Origin of the sequence: Blautia faecicola, from assembly GCF_004123145.1 — a bacterium.
GTDB lineage: Bacteria > Bacillota > Clostridia > Lachnospirales > Lachnospiraceae > Oliverpabstia > Oliverpabstia faecicola.
This window is the reverse complement of record NZ_SDKC01000001.1, coordinates 3166621-3185464: the sequence shown is the minus strand read 5'-3', so window position 1 is coordinate 3185464 and position 18844 is coordinate 3166621. Positions and strand designations below refer to the sequence as shown.

Here is an 18844-nt window from a genome sequence, read left to right as displayed (position 1 = left end):
AGCGCATATGCAAGAGAGTCGTTGAGATGAGATTTCATCATCTCGACGGCTTTTTCGATTCGTAATAACCGGGTGGCTGATCAGCGGGATTGGTTACCAGATAGGAAAAATCTACCGGAAATCATGACAATTTTACCAGAAAATATAACAGCTATTAAATCACTTAGAACAGGTGAAATCTCAATCGAAATTTAAGTAACAGACTGTATAGATGAAAAGGGAAGTTTTTTTACAGCCCCTTTTTCCATTAAAAAGTGTGGGAAATGTCTAGAAGATCAAAATTAATACCAAAAAATGAATAATTTTAAAAAAGTGGGAATAGAATAATGACAGAAGGCACAGAGTGTGATAATATCAGTCTATAAAATATATTACCGAAAAATAAAAATAATTCTAAAAGTGGGAATAGGAGATAGTAGCATGCAGCTTATCGTAAGAAAAGAGTATTTAAACGAACTGATTGAATTGTATGGGACACCGGATATAAAAGTAATTACGGGCATCAGACGAAGCGGTAAATCAGTATTGCTGCAAGAGTTTGTCTCTTATCTGCAGTCATTAGAGGAAGCGGTAAATATTGTTATGATAAACCTTCAGGAATTAGAGTTTGATCATTTGTTGGAGTATCATGCATTGCATAAGTACATCCTGGATCAGTACAAAGAGGGAATGACGAATGTTTTACTGATTGATGAGGTTCAGCTATGCCCGCAGTTTGAACTTGCAATTAATAGTATTTATACAAAAGGAATTTATGATATTTATATTACCGGTTCAAACGCATTTTTGTTAAGTTCAGATTTAGCAACACTTTTTACCGGAAGAACGATGGAAATAAAAGTATATCCATTTTCTTTCGTGGAATATCTAACTTATTATGGAATTACAGATAGATATGATGAAGCTTTTGATCAGTATGTCCGAACTGGTGGTATGCCTGGCGCTTATGTGTATAAGACTGAGGACAGACAGTATAATTATGTTAGGGATGTACATTCAACCATTCTTATCAGAGATTTGGTTGAAAAGTATAAGATAAGAAATAAATCAGAGTTCACTAACATATCTGAATTCATGATGGATAACATCGGTAATTTACTTTCGCCTAATAATATCAGCAAAACTTTAAAAAATGACCAGAGTGAGATAACCAGAAAGACGGTGTCAAAATACATTGGTTATTTGGAAAATGCCTTTCTGTTCTATGAGGCAAAACGGTATGATTTAAAAGGGAAAAAATATCTGGCAAATAATAGTAAATATTATCTTTGTGATACATCATTCCGTTATGCAGTCAATGGTACACGAAACATGGACTTTGGAAGAGTTTACGAAAATATTGTTTATCTGGAGTTGCGTAGAAGAGGATATGAGGTATATGTGGGAAAACTCTATAAAAAGGAAGTGGATTTTGTAGCTAAGAAACGTGAGGCTCAAATATATATTCAGGTAAGCGACAATATTTCAGATGAAAAAACATTTGAAAGAGAATATTCGCCTTTGCTTGCAATAAGAGATGCATATCCTAAGATGATAATTGCAAGAACACATCATGAAACTTATGATTATAAAGGAGTGCAAGTGGTTGATATCTGTAGATGGTTACGAGAATAGTACCAATTACTGAGCACATTAACAATGTACAATTTGACTGAACTTAGTGATTATGAATTCCTATGGAGAACAGATAGAGAAGCAGGTTTTATGTATAGCATTCTCTGCTACATGTGAAAAGAGAAAGTCTATTTTTAGTAAGGAGGATATAGAACCTACATTACATTTGTTATCTAATGATTTACATATGGCAGAGCAGACCTGGAGTGTTAGAACTTTACAACGGAATATTTCATCTCAGTATTACTATCGTATGCTCAAAACGCAGAAGGCAATGTTTTATCTTCAACAGCAGGAAACAGAGCCCTGAACAGTCTGCGAACAGCCAGAGAGAACCTGAATAGCGCAAAGAACTGGGGACTGGTGGATATGTTTGGTGGTAGATTTTCCACTACGATGCTGAAACATTCCAAGATGGATCAGGCAATGCATCGATTCCGATGATCGTCATGCTTTGCGTCTGGTGTCTGTTCCGGGTAAGTTATATCACCGTCGGTGTTCATTTTATTCCGGATGTCCGTGTGGTATTCTGGGCCTACCCGCTGACCTGGAGCATCAGTTCCGGCATTTTCCTGTATCTGTTTTTGTGGGGAAAATGGGTGTATGGGTTTGAAAAAAGAAAAAAATAGGATATTAAAAAGTTTTCGGTAAAAACCGGAGGGCATAATTCAGGGAGTCGTTCAGATGTGTTTTCATCATCTGGACGACTTTTTCAATATCGCCATCTTTGTAAGCCTGAAAAATAGCCAGATGTTCCTCATCGATCCGAGTCTGGATCACGGTTTCCCGGCAGTACTGGTTGGAAAAAATAGAAATCCCGCTTCGGAGCCGTTCGGCGGACTCTGCAAGTCTGGAGTTGTTGCAGTAACGGTAAAAAACGAGATGGAATTCGTCGGAATACCGGTTCCAGGTTTGCACATCAGCGGCTTTGGCAGCTGCACATTCCTTTTCCAGAATCTCTGTGACCTCTGCCTGTAATTTTTCCTGATCCGGAGAGGCAGAAGCATAACGGATCGCCAGCCCGTCAAGATCCCCCATAAAAGTATAGATTTCCCGGAGATCATCGGCAGTAAAGCTGATCACCCGGACGCCTACATTAGAATAATAAGAAACCAGCTGATCCTGGGTCAGCCGGGTCAGAGCTTCCCGGATCGGGGTAGAACTTACCTGAAAGCGTTCCTGGAGAACCTTCAGGGTGAGCTTTTCTCCACATGGTATCTTTTGTGTCAAAATATCATTTCTCAAAATCTGATAAATCTGTTCTGATAAAGTTGATTTATTTAATCCCATCAATAAAAATCTCCTGTTATTCCTGTGTCTATGATAGCAGCCGGATCTTCCCGGAAGCTCGCACGTAGATATTATGTGAAACATTTTAACATAGTACATAACGGTCAATCAAGAGTCTGTATTCAAACAAGATCTAGCTGTATTCCGGATTTTTATGTACGAATATGTTGCAGCTATTTGATTGTTCTGTTCTGAGCATCGAGTCCTAAATCATGTAGAGTTGTTGTAAATAACAGAAATCTATATGAGAAATGTTATTCTTTTGTGGTTTTTGCCTTAAAAATACGTTTCTCTTGTTGACATTAACGCGTTGAAGTGTTATAGTCTGATTTAATATATGACATTTTGCAAAATGCAAAATAAGATAAAGGTGAATGGTTGATCAGAAGATACGAAAGATGATGATACAGGTATCACAGAGTCAGCAAAGAAGGGATGAAAGGAAGGACGATAGAAGATGGCAGAATATAACTGGCCTTATCCGGATGAGTTCGGACAGACGGAAACAGTAGATTCCGATATTCTGGTTTTAGGTGGAGGACTTGCAGGATGTTTTGCGGCGATCGCGGCAGCAAGAAAAGGGAAAAAAGTAGTACTGGTAGAGAAAGGGGCAACCAAGAGAAGCGGAGCGGCAGGAACAGGATTTGACCACTGGGAGTCAGCCTGTACCAATCCGTGTTCTCAGGTAACACCGGAAGAAATTGCCAATGCTTATGTGGATGAGCAGGATCACTACAGCAACGGTATCGCACATTATATTGAGTGCAGAGAAGGGTATGACCGTATGCTGGATCTGGAAAGTTTCGGTGGCAAGATCCGTGATACGGAAGATGAGTTTAAGGGTGCGGAATTCCGGGATGATGAGACGAAGCTGATGTTTGCTTATGATTATAAGAACCGTTTTACGTTGCGTGTCTGGGGTTCTACGTTCAAACCGGCGCTTTATGAAGAACTGAAACGTCTCGGTGTCACGATTTATGACAGAACAGAAGCAACCGCACTTCTTACAACCATAGAAAATGGAAAGAAACGAGGCATCGGTGCCATCGGTATGAACGTACACACCGGAAAACTGTTGGTATTCCGGGCAAAAGCTACTTTGCTGACGATGTCCAGACCGGCCCGCGTGTGGTTATTTAATCCGGATCTTACCGGACTTTGCGAATTCCGGCCGATGCAGTCCATCGGAAGCGGTCATGCCATGGGATGGAGAGCCGGTATGGAGTTTACCATGATGGAAAAATCGGTGAAAGGTGAATTCTCCGCAGCCGGACGAAGCTTCCCTCCTTACGGAACCGGAAACAATCATAATACCTGGTATGCAGCGACGATGGTGGATGCCAGAGGCGTGGAAATTCCGTATCTGGATCGTGACGGCAATGTGCTGAAGACTGTATCTGAGCGTTATTATCCGGTAAAGGGTCAGAAGTTTTTCTTAAAAGGCGGCGTGATCGATGAACCGAAGTACGAGTACCGCGGACCGGAGACGATGCCTTTTGACGAACTGATCAAGAGGGGATATAAACTGCCGTTTTATGCGGATCTGAGCAGAATGCCGGAGATGGAGCGGAAAGTCATCTGGGGCATGATGGTCGGAGAGGAAGGAAAGACCAAGATTCCGATCCTTCAATATTATACAGAACGTGGATTTGATCCGGAGAAACATATGCTGCAAAGCTATGGCAATGGCTGGCAGTCCGCAGCCTTCCTGGATCAGGAGAGACAGCTGTTCGGGGCGCCGGGCGGAATTATGCATGACTGGGATTTGAAGACCAATATTGACGGTATCTATGCGGCCGGCGATCAGCTGTTTGCATCCGACTGTGCCGGATTTGCATGTTCCACAGGATACTATGCGGGAAGAAAAGCGGCAGATTACAGTGATACGATCGAAGAACTGGCTGAGATCGACCAGGCAGAAGTGGATGCGGAGAGAGAACGTCTGTATGCACCGATGAACCGTACAGAAGGCGTCACCTGGAAAGAACTGAATATGGCGATCTCCAAGGCGATGCAGAATTATTGCGGTGGCGTGAAGAATGATGATCTTCTGATCCAGGGAATCGATCTGCTGAAGTCTTACAGAGAAGAGATCGTTCCGCAGCTGTACTGTAACAACCCGCATGAACTGATGCGTACCCATGAGGTGCTGGACATTCTGGATGTTTCCGAGATGATCCTTCAGGCCTGTCTGATGCGAAAATCCAGTTCCAAACAGCTGTGTTTCTATCGAAGCGATTATCCGCAGATGGATCCGAAAGAAGACCACTGCTTCATCACGATCCGCCAGGAAAATGGCGTTCCGGTACGGGGAACCGTTCCGGGGGATTATTTCGGTGATCTGAAAACAGAGTATGAGAAGAGAAACCAGGATTATATCGGAGGTGAGGCAAGATGAGTAAGATGAAAGTTGAAGTGATTCCGTGCAGTGCCACACCACTGATCTACGATGAAGAAAAATGTATCGGCTGCAACGCCTGTGCAGAGATCTGCCAGTGCGATATTATTCTGCCGAATCCGGAAAAAGGGAAACCTCCGATCGTGATGTTTCCGGGAGAATGTTATTACTGTGGAGCCTGCGTGATGGTATGTCCGAAAAAAGGCGCACTCCGTCTGCAACATCCGGTGATGAACCGTGCAAAATTCGTCCCGGTAAAGCCGGAACCAGAAAATTAGAAGGGGATTGAAAATGTTCTTTGCAAAATGAGCCATGCAGATCAATCGATGATCCGATGGATTGACTTTGCGTTTTGAAACAGAATTTTAAAAGAGAAAGATCAAAAGAACGGCCCGGAATGCTGGCAGGAATCCAACAGAGGATCAGATTCCGGGCAGAACCAGGAGGAAAAACGTGGAAACAAATACAAAAAAGAAGATCGGTCTTCTGGGCTGTATCGGAACGGGAATCGGTGCGATCATCGGTTCCGGAATTTTCGGTTCACTGCCCACAGTGATCAATGATATTGGAACCGGAATTGTACTGGCACTGCTGGCGACGATTGTATACACTTTAGCCAAGACGATTCCAAATGTTTATCTGTCGTCGGTAGCACCGGCATCCGGAAGCTTTTTTATCGCACCGACGAAGCTGATCCATCCGGCGGTTGGTGTATTTATGGCGGCACAGAATCTGTTACAGCCGGTATTGATCTCTGTGTTTGCGGTGTTGTTTGGCGATTATTTTGTGGCGCTGTTCCCGGCGCTGGAAGGATATAAAACGCTGATCAGCATTGTGATTCTGCTGATCTATACGGGAATCGCATGGCAGGGCAATCATACCTTTGCGTTTGTCAATAATATCATGGTAGTAGTATTGATGGTGGCTATGGGCTGTTATATTTTTGTCGGTATGCCAAGCATTGATACCTCCAGACTGACACTGGGCGAAATCTTCAATCCGGGCGTGAAACTGACCAGCTTTGCGGCAGCAGTCGGTGTGCTGGCATCTTCGCTGTCCGGTGGAAGCGCGGTTTCCCAGATCGCGGATGATGTGAAGAATCCGAACCGGAATATTCCACTGGCATTACTCCTGTCCCCAACGATTGTTGCATTTATCTATATCGGTATGGGTATTGTTACCATCGGCTGCATGCCGGCAGGAGAACTGACCACACTTTCAGAGGTGGGAAAAATATTCCTGCCTTCCGGTCTTCTGACATTTTTTATCGTAGGAGGTCCGCTGTTCGGTGTTCTGACTTCAATGGTTCCGGTTATTATGTTAACCTGCGCCCAGATTCAGGCGGCGGCAGATAATGATCTGTTTCCGGCTTTTGTCGGAAAGAAAAATAAGAATGGAGTATCACCGGTGATTCTTTGCTTCGTTATGCTCTTTTCTATCTGCTGTGTGGCGACCGGATCCAGTTTTGGAGTGTTAATGACTGTATTTTCTTTCGTCAATGCACTGTCGGATATCGCTCTTTGTCTGGTACCGTTCTTCCTGAAAAAGAAATATCCGCATGCCTGCAATCATTCTACCTTCAAGATGGCCATCGGTCTGGTATATGCACTGTCAGCCTTTGCGTTTGTAGTCGCAGCCTATCTGGCATATGCGATGATCAGTACGCTGGGAATGACCGTATGGCTGATGATCCTTGGTGCAATTGTACTGTTTGTGATCTATATTCTGATCCGTATCTCTTATCTGAAGAAACACGGCCGGGATCTGATCGCAGAACTGAAACAGCCATATGAACCATGGGAAGCCCGCGAGCGTGAGTGCAAAGCGATGGATGAAGGAAAATGATATACTATTGATTATAGATGATATAAAAAGTGCGTAAGCTTGGTGAGAACAATCCGGGGCTTACGCACTTTTTATGTATTGCTTTTTGAGATGTATTGGGAAAGCAATGAAAAAAATATTCCAATATGGGACTATTAAAGGTATTTTGCAGGTGTTAAAAACTGCTTCAAATTTACATTCCAAAATGTACGTAAAATATTATAATGAAATACAGGCGAAAAGTAAATGAGAAAAATAAATGCAAAATTAAATTAATCCATTGAAACAGTTTTTAAAAAATGTTATAGTGGGATCAGAAGGAGGGATTGATATGACAGAGCTAAAATTAGAGTTTCTGTTAGAAGAACCGGAAATCCCGGCAGAGGTGGATCGTTTGTTACTAAGTTTTTTAAAGGCATCTGTAGAAAAATATTCTCCGGAACTTTTCGAAAAACTTTATACAAAAAAGCAATCCGTCATGAAAACATATTGCTGGTCATGCTATCTGCCGGGAGCACGATTCGCAGCAGACAAGATTTATCTGAAAGAAAATCGGTTTATGGTAACATTTTCCGATGCGGACATGGGAGAACTATTTGAATTCTTTAATGCATTTCAGTTAATGCGGAATATAGAGTATCCCATGGGAGGAAACTCGATGAAACTGCGTGAAGTGAAAGCAAAAAAGATTCCGGAGATTAAAGAATCGGAGCTTATCATAAAAATGCAGAGTTCCTTACTGGCAAGAAAACATGATCCGGAAAATAATACGGATATCTATTATACCTGTGAGGATCCTGAGCTTTCGGATACATTAAAAGACAATCTGAAGTTCTTCTTGAACAAGATCGGATGGGACGAAGATGTGGATTGTTTTTCGATTGTTCCGGTGAAAGGAAAAAAGATTGTTGCGAAAGTATGGGGAAGACCAACAAATGCCAGTATTGGGATATACAAACTACGGGGAACGCCCCGGCTTTTAGATTTCCTGTACTCTGCAGGACTTGGAAGCCGCAGATCGGAAGGCCATGGGAAATGGGAAATCGTCTGGTAGAGAGAGGTGATATTTTATGGAAAAATATGCAATTACGCCAGGTGATTTTCTGAAAAACGCCGGAATCGTCGGGATGAAATATATACTGGATTGCGCAAAGGCGCAGGAAGGTGTTGACTTTGGCATATCGGAAGACGGTCAGGAGATGTGGCTGAACTGCGAGTTTATTCAAAATGCGGACTGGACCAGTCTGTATTTCCAGGCATGTGTGCAAAATTTTGGAAGGTTTACTGTTTACCAGGGCGTAATGGAGAAAATCAAGTGCTGTATCGGGAAAATTCAGAATGAAAAATGGAATCCGGGAAAGAACGAAAAGGATGATTTGAAATTTATCAATGACAAACTGCTCTCGAACAGTTACCAGGCCGGCTTTGAAAATATCAAAGATCAGATCGAACATCCGGAAGTTTATATAACACTGAAAAAAGAAAAACTGATTGATAAAATGACAGCGGAAGAATTACTGGAAAGGCTTTCGAAATTACAGGTGTTTCTGGAGCAGGAGAAATGCAAAGAGACGTTTATTATGAAAAGTGTAGTCTACAACTATATCAATCGTTTCTGGGATGGAAAAAGTTTTCTGCTTCGCTCGAATGCAAAAAAAGATATGAGGGAACAGTTTGAAAAAGATTTTTCAGAACCATTCCGAAAATACTTTATGACAGATCATACAAAAGCAAAGGATCTGTGTATTGACTGTGGAGAACCTGTAACCACAAAAGAGAAAGTATCCATCGCATTTATGAAGGAAGTCGGGGACGATTTTACAAGAAAACGGTCTGCGTTCTGGAATTGTAATGTGGATGCGTTCCTGTGTCCGGTCTGTACGTTTCTGTATGCAGCAAGTCCGCTTGGGTTCCGACTGTTTGCCAATAAATTTGTGTTTGTCAATAATAACAGTGATATGTTCACTCTGCTGGCAGCAAATTCCAAAAACAGGAAAAGCAGTATGGAAGGAGAAAAAGAAGAGAATCAGAGATATTCCCAGTGGTTTGCGGAAACTCTGAATATCATATTGAATGAGAAAAGACAGGAACTTTCCAATATTCAGGTGATCCTGCGTGGAACCGGGGATAAGGACAGATATAAACTTTCTATTATCAACAAGGATATACTGAATATCCTGAAAAGGGAAGATGTAGAAAAAGCATTGAAAAATCTTGGTCAGTATCCGTTCACAAAGATCAGAAATGATTTTGTAAATGTGCATGAACAGGCTGTTATGAACCTGTTGGACCATCAGAATCAGTATATTTTGTTAGATTCCCTGCTGAGAGAAGCCATCGCAGGGAATGCTGCATCAAACTTTCATATACATTGGGTATATGAGATTCAGAAGGGAACAGAGATCAGTTACAAAAAAGAAGAAGAGAAGGAGGTTCTTATGTATTGCATCAGTATGAAAAAGAGCGGTTCGGAATTACGAAAAGCGATCATGACCGCAAAAAAAGACACGACCGGAGATAGTCTGCGTGGTATCGAGTATCAGCTGCTTAATGCGCTGTCGGTAAAAAATACAGAGAAATTTATGGATATCGTTGCGAGACTGTACAGTTCCTATGGATCGGAAAAACTCCTGATACCGAATGGGATGATTCGGATGTTACAGGACAAAGAAAAATTCTCGGAGTATGGATACGCATTTGTTTTAGGACTGATCGGATGTTATGAAGGAAAGAAAGAGGTAGAACAATGAGAAGAGAAGGATTGACAGTAACTATGGTTTTTCTTGCGGAAAGTGCCAATTACGGAGAGGGAATCGGAAATATTTCTACATTAAAGAAAATGTCAAGAGGAAACCACGAGCAGTATTCGTATATTTCCAGACAGGCGATGCGTTATAACATTGTCCGGCAGGCAGACTGGGATCAGACTCCGGTGGATGGAAAAAGCGGTGTGGTTCAGTTTGCACCGTCTGCAACGATTGCGGAATATCCGGAAATCGATCTGTTCGGCTATATGAAGACAGCGGCAAAGGATGGCGATCAGAAAGGCGGAGCGTCTACAAGAAGCGCTGTAGTGAGACTGAGTAATGCTATTGCACTGGAGCCGTTTTTGGGTAATCTGGAGTTCTTAACTAACATGGGACTGGCAGCAAGAGGAAAGCTGGAGAATGGAATTGCACAGAGCGAAATTCAGCGGTCATTTTATACTTATACCATAACGGTCGATCTGGACCGGGTAGGGATTGACGGAGAAGTGCAGATCACAGGAGAAGAAAAAGCAGATCGTGTGAAAACACTTCTGGATACCGTGCAGTATTTGTATCGGGATATCAAAGGCAGAAGGGAAAATCTGAGTCCGTTGTTTGTGATCGGTGGCAGATATGAACGGAGAAATCCATTCTTTGAAAACAGGATCCGGATAGAAAATGATCAGATCAATGTAGAAACTCTGGCAGAACTGTTAGAGGATGACACGATTCGTACCCACACATTTACCGGTGTCGTAACAGGAACTTTTGACAATGAAAATGAGATCCGGGGAAAATTATCTGGAGAATCTGTAGGTGCAGCATTCAGACATTTAAAAGAGGAAGTGGAACAGTATTATGGAGAAAGCAATTAGAGTTCAGTGTTTTCAGAATCTGGTAAATTATCGAAAACCGAGCAGCTTTATCATAAAAGAGACATTCCCGCTTCCTCCGTATTCTACGGTGCTTGGAATGATCCATGCGGCCTGCGGATACCGGGAATTTCATCCGATGAAACTGTGTATTCAGGGAACAAACAGCGGAATGATGTCGGAACTGTATACGAGATATTCCTTTTCTTCCGGTACGAAGTATGAAGAGGGAAGACATCAGCTGTGTGTGGATGGAAAATATGGTGTGTTTAAGGGGATCGCGAATGTAGAACTGGTCTGTGATAATCACATGGTGATTCATATTATTCCGGCAGAGGAAGATTTTGCACATGTATATCAATCCCTTCTATATCCGGGCAGGTATTTATCCCTGGGAAGATATGAGGATCTCCTGGATATCGAACGGGTTGACATTGTGAAAATTCATCAGGAAGAGGAAGTAGATCTCAAGCGGGATATGTACATACCGGTAGCGATGGCAGAGACACTGGGGATTGAGAACAGTCGTATGACGGTGTACCATCTGACAAAGGAATATGAGATTACCAAACAGGGTCTGCGGCGGTGGAAAAAGGAAAATGGAAGAGTCAATGCTTTTTATTATCCTGCAGGAAATACACTGGGGCAGGGTGCCTACGTGGACGATTTCGAGGAAGATGCAGCGTTAGTGTTCTGTTAAAGAAGGTCAGAAAGGCGTGGGAATGAAATACTATGCAAAATCGAAGAAAAAGGGATTATCTGATAAAGAGCGGGGGAAACAGATAAAAGAACCGGAAGAAGAACAAAAAACACTGAACAGCCATCAGGAAGATATTGTGCGGTGTGCTGAAGCGTTTTTTGAAGAATATGGCCGGTATTTTTCTGAAAAAGAGAAACGGCTGGTCATAGAAGCCTGCCGCATTCATGATTGGGGGAAGGCGAATCTGGTCTTTCAGACAATGATAAATCCGGAACTTGCCGGAGAACGGAAGTTAAATGTGAAATCTATCAGTCAGATCCCTCATGGACATCTTAGCGCAGTTACTCTGTCACAAAACGAATTCTTTGCAATGGACGATAGTTTTACGAAAGATGATTTTGGGGCTTTTGTCACGGCAGTCTATCATCACCATACGAGAAAAGACCAGGAAGACAGTTCGGAGCTTCGTACATATGGAAAGAAATATTATCTGGAAGAGATCAGTGATTATCTTGGACAGATCAGAACAAAACTGTACTGCAGCAACTTGAACCAGCTTCTGTTTCACAATAACGGATATAGTGGGAAGTTCCTATGTGATCCTGCAGTCTGGAATGAATATCTTCTCATAAAAGGATTGCTGAATAAGTTTGATTATACGGTCAGTGCCGGATATGAGAGTGCGGAACTGGCGTGTGATATCAGGGAAAAAAGGCTGAAAAAAGAAGTGGAGAGTTTTCTGGAAGGAAAGGATTTACGGTCTGCCCAACAGTTCATGAAAGAGCATACGGATGATAACCTTGTTGTTATTGCGCCCACCGGATCCGGAAAAACAGAAGCCGCTTTGTTATGGCTTGACGGGGAGAAAGGATTTTATACGCTGCCTTTGAAAGTTTCTTCAAATGCAATTTATTCCAGAATAAAAAGCGGATATGGTTATGAACATGCGGCGATTCTGCATTCGGACAGCATGGCGATGTATCTGAAAGAAAATCCGGGATCTGCCTGGGAAAAACAGGAACAGGCAAAGTTGTTAGCGAATCCTGTTACTGTGTGTACGATCGACCAGTTGTTTACGTTTGTTTACAGGGCGCTGGGGACAGAGATTTTTGCAGCAACTTTGAAGTATTCCAAGCTGATCATAGATGAAATACAGTCTTATGATCCAAGAAGTATTGCTACGATCTTATACGGTCTGAAAACCATCCAGCAAATGGGCGGCAGATATGCGATTATTACGGCAACTTTTCCACCTGTACTGAAAGATTTTATGGAACAATACGGGTTGGCAGATCAGTGTTTGTTTGCAGACTTTACAGACAATCCGGATATTCTCATTCGTCATAAGGTAAGCATCCAGTATTCGGAAATGTATCTGGAAGAGATTGCAAAGCAGGGGAAAACCAAAAAAGTACTGGTGATTTGTAATACCGTTTCCAGGGCGCAGGAGGTTTATGAAAAACTGCGGGAAAGGAACGATTCTGTGTGGCTGTTACATTCCCGTTTTATTCGCAGAGACCGTAATTTACTGGAACAAAAGATTATGGAGTTTTCAGAATCGGATGAAGTGGGGATCTGGGTCACCACGCAGATCGTTGAAGCCAGTCTGGATATCGATTTTGATATTCTGCACACGGAAATGTGTACAGCAGACAGCTTGTTGCAGCGTATGGGAAGATGTAATCGGAAGGGAAGAAGGATTCCTGAACTTTCCAATATTTTTGTATATGATAACAAAAATGGAAGCGGAAGTATTTACGAGGAGAACTTGTATCAGCGATCGCTGGAAAAACTGAAAAAGTATGAAGATATCCTTTTTTCAGAAAAACAGAAGACGAAATATATGAATGAAGTGTATCGGACAGAAGCGATACGGAATACAGAATATTACAGGAAAATTCAAGACTGTATGGAGAAATTCTCGGAGATCCATCCGGCGGAATATACTCTATCGGAAGCGAAGGTGCGCGATATCAAGAGCATTACGGTCATTCCGGATACCATCTATGAAGAAAATCAAGAACTGTTTGAAGAAGTAGAAGACAGATATCTATCAAAAGAGAGAAAGCAGGAGATTCGGACAAAGTTGCAGGATTTAACCATGGGAATCAATCTGAGGACCTGTTTTGGACATCCGGATGGAATAGATAAGGCAGCAATTGGCTCGACAGACATCCATCGAACACAGTTTGTTTATGAGTTTGATTGTGAAACACTGCAAGGACGAGGTCTTTTGCTTGGAGAGAAGGCAGATAGTATCTTTTTATAGGAGGTACGACGTGAAAGAAAATATAACTGGTATGATGGTATATTATTACTTCGTCTGCAAACGAAAACTCTGGTACTTCTGTCATGAAATCACAATGGAGACGGAGAACGAAGATGTGTTACTCGGAAAACTGTTGGACGAGAGCAGTTACAAAAAGAATGACAAACACATTTCTATTGATCAGATAATCAACATTGATTTTATGAAAGAATGCGGAGAGCTGCATGAGGTGAAAAAGAGTAAGTCTGTAGAAGAAGCAGGGATTTGGCAGATGAAATACTATCTGTATTACCTGCAGCAGCGTGGTGTGACCGGAATGAAAGGAAAAATCGATTACCCATTATTAAAAAAGACAATGAGTGTGGAGCTTACAGATGAAGACTGCGGGGAAATAGAAAAAATCATCTGTGAAATTACACAGATAAAAAAGAGGAATATACCACCGGATGATTGTAATAAGAAAATATGCAAGAAATGTGCGTATTATGATTTGTGCTTTATATAATACGAGGTGAGTGATATGAAACAAAGTTTTTATGTTTATAATAACGGGGACTTAAAACGAAAAGATAACACACTTCAGTTTACGAATCACGATGGAGAAAAGAGAGATATACCGGTTGAACGGATTTCTGATATTTATGTGATGTCGGAAATGTCTTTCAATACAGCTTTTATCAATTATATTTCACAATATGGGATTCCGATGCATTTTTTCAATTACTATAATTTTTATACGGGGAGTTATTATCCGAGGGAAACGCTGCTGGCAGGGAGATTGCTGGTAAGACAGGTTGAACATTACACGGATTATGAGAAAAGGATTGTGTTGGCGAGGAAATTTATCGAGGCTGCGGCGGATAATATTTATCGTAATCTCAGATATTATAATGGAAGAGGGAAAGATGTTTCTGTTTATATGAAAGAAGTGGATTCGCTTCGAAAACAGATTGGCGGTACGACTACAATCGAATCGTTGATGGGTGTGGAAGGTAATATCCGAAAACAATATTATGCTGCGTGGAATATTATCATTAATCAGGAAATATCGTTTGAAAAGCGGGTGATGCATCCCCCGGATAATATGATCAATTCATTGATCTCTTTCGTAAATACGCTGATCTATACCAAGGTACTGGGAGAACTCTACCGCACTCAGCTAAATCCCACCATTAGTTACCTGCATGAACCGGGGGAGAGAAGATTTTCTTTAAGTCTTGATCTTGCAGAAGTGTTTAAGCCGCTGATTGGTGATCGGCTGATTTTTTCCCTGTTGAATCGGAATCAGATCACGGAAAACAGTTTTACGAAAGAACTGAATTTTCTTCATCTGAAAAAAGATGCCTCCAAACTTATCGTGTCGGAACTGGAAAGTCGGCTCAAAAAAACGGTGATGCATAAAGAACTGGGAAGACAGGTCTCCTATCAGTACCTGATTCGTCTGGAAGCGTATAAATTAATTAAGCATCTGATTGGCGAAAAAGAGTATGAGGGATTTCGAATATGGTGGTGAAGTATGTATATCGTATTAGTATATGATGTAAGTCAGGAAGACCATGGAACTAAGCGATGGTCAAAAATATTCAAGACATGTAAAAGATATTTAACACACATCCAGAACTCTGTATTTGAAGGGGAGATAAGCAGAGCGCAGCTGGCAAGCCTGCAGCAGGAACTGAAACAGTATATCGATCCGGAGTTGGATTCTGTTATTCTCTTCAAATCACGTCAGGAAAAATGGATGGACAAGGAATTCTGGGGCAGAAAAGATGACCTGACCAGTTTCATCTTGTGATTGTCGACCTGAGATAGAGATAAAATTACGAGAGGTCGACAAACGTGAAAAACATAAGCAAAATAGTGCTTCCGGTGAACCGTGTTATATCGAAATAAATAAAAAGATAAAAAAATACCATGGTCGACAAAATATGGTATAATATGGAAGAATTAATCGGTGGTTCAGAGGAGCGGGTATTAATAGAAACATATTGGAATGTAAATGCTCTAACAGAAGTCTTTTATTTACCTCTGTCAAATCGTATTAATAGAAACATATTGGAATGTAAATAAAAAACAGTTGTACGCGCTACGCGGACAACTCAAGTATTAATAGAAACATATTGGAATGTAAATAAGGGAGTAGTATTACTCTCACTCTGCTGTACAATCGTATTAATAGAAACATATTGGAATGTAAATATTCTTACGAGACCACATACGTTGCAAACCTTGCTGTATTAATAGAAACATATTGGAATGTAAATGTAAACCACCTTTTTTGTAAAAAAAGGAAGTTGAGTATTAATAGAAACATATTGGAATGTAAATATGGATGACTTGTTTTTGGACATTTACTATTTCTTGTATTAATAGAAACATATTGGAATGTAAATTGTGGAAAATGCAGGACTTATGGGATTACCACTTCCGTATTAATAGAAACATATTGGAATGTAAATGACAGAAACCGGTTGGTTATGCCGAAACGGAAGAAGTATTAATAGAAACATATTGGAATGTAAATACAAACGATGCTATCATCAATGCAATCCAGCCGATGTATTAATAGAAACATATTGGAATGTAAATATGATAATTCGAACGGAGAAAACTATCATAAGGCATAGTATTAATAGAAACATATTGGAATGTAAATGATGATCCTAAACCTGATGATCCTAAATCTGATTCTAGTATTAATAGAAACATATTGGAATGTAAATAACTCTGTCGCCTCGATGTCGTCGGTGTCGCAGTAGTATTAATAGAAACATATTGGAATGTAAATTTCTATAAGTCGCTTGCCGATTAATGCTTATAATCTGTATTAATAGAAACATATTGGAATGTAAATAATAAAGAACTGATAGTAACATCCTGACCTTTCTGGTATTAATAGAAACATATTGGAATGTAAATGATTTTAATGGATATCGGACTTAATGTTTACAGTCGTATTAATAGAAACATATTGGAATGTAAATACATAATCAAGAAGAACATCGCAAAAATTAATCCAGTATTAATAGAAACATATTGGAATGTAAATTACAGAGAATCGAGCCACAACAGGAAAATATCTGCAAGTATTAATAGAAACATATTGGAATGTAAATATCTATGTGTTGTCAGAAGAACCTATGTCGTTGGATGGTATTAATAGAAACATATTGGAATGTAAATATTCCTGATTACAGTAATCCAAAAATGCTGAGATCGGTATTAATAGAAACATATTGGAATGTAAATTTGCACTTCGCATCCGGGATTCTCTGGACCGCCTTGTATTAATAGAAACATATTGGAATGTAAATGAAGATGTTCAACTCTTCCTCAAGAGGTTGAGAAAGTATTAATAGAAACATATTGGAATGTAAATGACAAGAACTGCCTTTCCCCATCGTTTCCTATGCAGTATTAATAGAAACATATTGGAATGTAAATTAGCATTGCCGTACACCCAAGCATTGCCGGACACCTGTATTAATAGAAACATATTGGAATGTAAATAAAATCTGGTCAGCAAGTTTGCTAGTGACCGCAAGGTATTAATAGAAACATATTGGAATGTAAATGGCGATTGACCTCTGCCTGCACTGTTGCATAGTCAGTATTAATAGAAACATATTGGAATGTAAATGAAAGCAAGACTGAAAGAGATCGGCACACAGGCACGTATTAATAGAAACATATTGGAATGTAAATGTCGATTTACTAACGGCAAAACAATATGATGTAATGTATTAATAGAAACATATTGGAATGTAAATATATTAGCGAGGATCGGAAAATAGTAATCAAGTCGATGTATTAATAGAAACATATTGGAATGTAAATACAGAAAGTTTAAATTCCTCACGAGTACAAGTTCCGTATTAATAGAAACATATTGGAATGTAAATGTTTTATCTCGATGAAGTGCTCCCCGGTGATACATTCGTATTAATAGAAACATATTGGAATGTAAATGACGGATCCGCAACTAGGTTGGACGGATACCATGTAGTATTAATAGAAACATATTGGAATGTAAATACAGACATCAGCAACAACGTTATAACCATACTTCCGTATTAATAGAAACATATTGGAATGTAAATGCAAGCACTGGCTGTCCGGTCTGCTCAGGTGCTCTGTGGTATTAATAGAGACATATTGGAATGTAAATGCAGACAATACAGGATTAAGTCCTGCTTTCTGCAGTATTAATAGAAACATATTGGAATGTAAATAGCTTCCTGATAACCAAAAACTTCATCAAGTGAGCCGTATTAATAGAAACATATTGGAATGTAAATGTATTTATTGACTACCTGGTAATCCTTCTGCTCTCCCGTATTAATAGAAACATATTGGAATGTAAATTATTTCAGGATCAACAAGCGGTTCGAAGACACCTTGTATTAATAGAAACATATTGGAATGTAAATGACTTTTCTCCGGAAGGTTCCGGCTGAGATCTTCTGTATTAATAGAAACATATTGGAATGTAAATTAATGACCGGAATCCATTTGTCAGGGATTTTCTCAGTATTAATAGAAACATATTGGAATGTAAAGTCTACCAGGTCTTCAAATATTACCGCCCTTACTTCTGGTATTAATAGAAACATATTGGAATGTAAAGGTGCCTACCTTATCTGCATACCCTTTTGCGTTTATTGTATTAATAGAAACATATTGGAATGTAAAGTCATCCACACAAAGCGACCGTTTACCGTCTTTACCGTATTAATAGAAACATATTGGAATGTAAAGTGCTGTACCTTTTCCATCACACATGGCGGCTTTGAGTATTAATAGAAACATATTGGAATGTAAAGTTATTCTTGGCAAGTCTTTTGACTGCAGGCAGAGCCGTATTAATAGAAACATATTGGAATGTAAAGTTGTTTCAGCAAATCTTCCATGTTTGCCACTGACGGTATTAATAGAAACATATTGGAATGTAAAGACGTGTGTTGGAAGTCATGTGCTTATGTTGCTCGATGTATTAATAGAAACATATTGGAATGTAAAGTTGCTGGAAGTCCTGGTATTCTCATCAGGCACTGTGAGTATTAATAGAAACATATTGGAATGTAAAGGTTTTCGGGTTGATGCCTTCGTAGATCCGGGCGATGGTATTAA

13 protein-coding genes, 1 pseudogene and 1 CRISPR repeat array (1 of these 15 cut by a window edge) are annotated in these 18844 nt (G+C 40.2%); of the genes and pseudogenes, 13 read left to right on the top strand and 1 reads right to left on the bottom strand.

Going from position 1 to position 18844, the window contains the following annotated elements:
* Positions 1-420 precede the first annotated feature (420 nt).
* Together ETP43_RS14280 and ETP43_RS14265 are read left to right on the top strand one after the other, a co-directional pair.
* Complete coding sequence (locus ETP43_RS14280; RefSeq protein ID WP_129258846.1) at positions 421-1614, top strand: ATP-binding protein; 1194 nt, start codon at positions 421-423, stop codon at positions 1612-1614.
* Between the two features lie 416 nt (positions 1615-2030).
* Positions 2031-2243: pseudogene (locus ETP43_RS14265) on the top strand (MATE family efflux transporter); the annotation flags it as partial.
* A 4-nt stretch (positions 2244-2247) separates the two neighbouring features.
* Here the strand turns inward: ETP43_RS14265 and ETP43_RS14260 are convergent.
* Positions 2248-2904 carry a GntR family transcriptional regulator gene (locus ETP43_RS14260; RefSeq protein WP_129258844.1) on the bottom strand — a complete coding sequence of 219 codons (657 nt, stop codon included), beginning with the start codon at positions 2902-2904 and terminating at the stop codon, positions 2248-2250.
* Between the two features lie 457 nt (positions 2905-3361).
* Here ETP43_RS14260 and ETP43_RS14255 point away from each other — a divergent pair, with 457 nt between their 5' ends.
* The 11 genes from ETP43_RS14255 (at position 3362) to cas2 (ending at position 15509) form a co-directional block, all read left to right on the top strand.
* The gene (locus tag ETP43_RS14255; RefSeq protein ID WP_117525576.1) at positions 3362-5302 is read left to right on the top strand and encodes an FAD-dependent oxidoreductase; all 1941 of its coding nucleotides are present in this window, start codon (positions 3362-3364) and stop codon (positions 5300-5302) included.
* Positions 5299-5580, top strand: a complete 282-nt coding sequence (locus ETP43_RS14250) for an NADH-quinone oxidoreductase subunit I (RefSeq protein ID WP_106493138.1) — start codon at positions 5299-5301, stop codon at positions 5578-5580. The genes ETP43_RS14255 and ETP43_RS14250 overlap by 4 nt, the downstream gene beginning before the upstream one ends.
* 175 nt (positions 5581-5755) lie before the next feature.
* A complete protein-coding gene (locus ETP43_RS14245) occupies positions 5756-7147 on the top strand; it encodes an APC family permease (RefSeq protein ID WP_164979732.1) in 1392 nt (463 codons plus the stop codon).
* A 310-nt stretch (positions 7148-7457) separates the two neighbouring features.
* The gene (gene cas6 / locus ETP43_RS14240) at positions 7458-8180 is read left to right on the top strand and encodes a CRISPR-associated endoribonuclease Cas6 (RefSeq protein ID WP_129258840.1); all 723 of its coding nucleotides are present in this window, start codon (positions 7458-7460) and stop codon (positions 8178-8180) included.
* A gap of 16 nt (positions 8181-8196) precedes the next feature.
* Entirely contained in the window at positions 8197-9876 is a 1680-nt protein-coding gene (locus tag ETP43_RS14235; protein WP_129258838.1) for a Cas8a1 family CRISPR/Cas system-associated protein, read from the top strand.
* Positions 9873-10748 carry a type I-B CRISPR-associated protein Cas7/Cst2/DevR gene (gene cas7i / locus ETP43_RS14230; protein WP_129258836.1) on the top strand — a complete coding sequence of 292 codons (876 nt, stop codon included), beginning with the start codon at positions 9873-9875 and terminating at the stop codon, positions 10746-10748. Before ETP43_RS14235 ends, cas7i begins: the two co-directional genes overlap by 4 nt.
* Positions 10732-11445, top strand: a complete 714-nt coding sequence (gene cas5, locus ETP43_RS14225; protein WP_129258834.1) for a CRISPR-associated protein Cas5 — start codon at positions 10732-10734, stop codon at positions 11443-11445. Before cas7i ends, cas5 begins: the two co-directional genes overlap by 17 nt.
* A gap of 22 nt (positions 11446-11467) precedes the next feature.
* Entirely contained in the window at positions 11468-13714 is a 2247-nt protein-coding gene (cas3, locus tag ETP43_RS14220; RefSeq protein WP_129258832.1) for a CRISPR-associated helicase Cas3', read from the top strand.
* 10 nt (positions 13715-13724) lie between these two features.
* Complete coding sequence (locus ETP43_RS14215) at positions 13725-14219, top strand: CRISPR-associated protein Cas4 (protein ID WP_129258830.1); 495 nt, start codon at positions 13725-13727, stop codon at positions 14217-14219.
* A 15-nt stretch (positions 14220-14234) separates the two neighbouring features.
* Positions 14235-15227, top strand: coding sequence for a type I-B CRISPR-associated endonuclease Cas1b (cas1b, locus tag ETP43_RS14210; protein WP_129258828.1), 993 nt, complete (start codon positions 14235-14237; stop codon positions 15225-15227).
* Positions 15228-15230: 3 nt separating this feature from the next.
* Positions 15231-15509: a CRISPR-associated endonuclease Cas2 gene (gene cas2, locus ETP43_RS14205; RefSeq protein WP_022172985.1), complete on the top strand. Its 279-nt coding sequence runs from the start codon at positions 15231-15233 to the stop codon at positions 15507-15509.
* 176 nt (positions 15510-15685) lie between these two features.
* Positions 15686-18844: a CRISPR direct-repeat array (repeat unit 30 nt; unit sequence GTATTAATAGAAACATATTGGAATGTAAAG) (it continues 2390 nt past the right edge of the window).

Bases quoted from the DNA above. Each gene is read 5' to 3' on its own strand.
- ETP43_RS14280 (WP_129258846.1), top strand. From the start codon at position 421: ATGCAGCTTATCGTAAGAAAAGAGTATTTAAACGAACTGATTGAATTG.
- ETP43_RS14260 (WP_129258844.1), bottom strand. From the start codon at position 2,904: ATGGGATTAAATAAATCAACTTTATCAGAACAGATTTATCAGATTTTG.
- ETP43_RS14255 (WP_117525576.1), top strand. From the start codon at position 3,362: ATGGCAGAATATAACTGGCCTTATCCGGATGAGTTCGGACAGACGGAA.
- ETP43_RS14250 (WP_106493138.1), top strand. From the start codon at position 5,299: ATGAGTAAGATGAAAGTTGAAGTGATTCCGTGCAGTGCCACACCACTG.
- cas6 (WP_129258840.1), top strand. From the start codon at position 7,458: ATGACAGAGCTAAAATTAGAGTTTCTGTTAGAAGAACCGGAAATCCCG.
- ETP43_RS14235 (WP_129258838.1), top strand. From the start codon at position 8,197: ATGGAAAAATATGCAATTACGCCAGGTGATTTTCTGAAAAACGCCGGA.
- cas7i (WP_129258836.1), top strand. From the start codon at position 9,873: ATGAGAAGAGAAGGATTGACAGTAACTATGGTTTTTCTTGCGGAAAGT.
- cas5 (WP_129258834.1), top strand. From the start codon at position 10,732: ATGGAGAAAGCAATTAGAGTTCAGTGTTTTCAGAATCTGGTAAATTAT.
- cas3 (WP_129258832.1), top strand. From the start codon at position 11,468: ATGAAATACTATGCAAAATCGAAGAAAAAGGGATTATCTGATAAAGAG.
- cas1b (WP_129258828.1), top strand. From the start codon at position 14,235: ATGAAACAAAGTTTTTATGTTTATAATAACGGGGACTTAAAACGAAAA.
- cas2 (WP_022172985.1), top strand. From the start codon at position 15,231: ATGTATATCGTATTAGTATATGATGTAAGTCAGGAAGACCATGGAACT.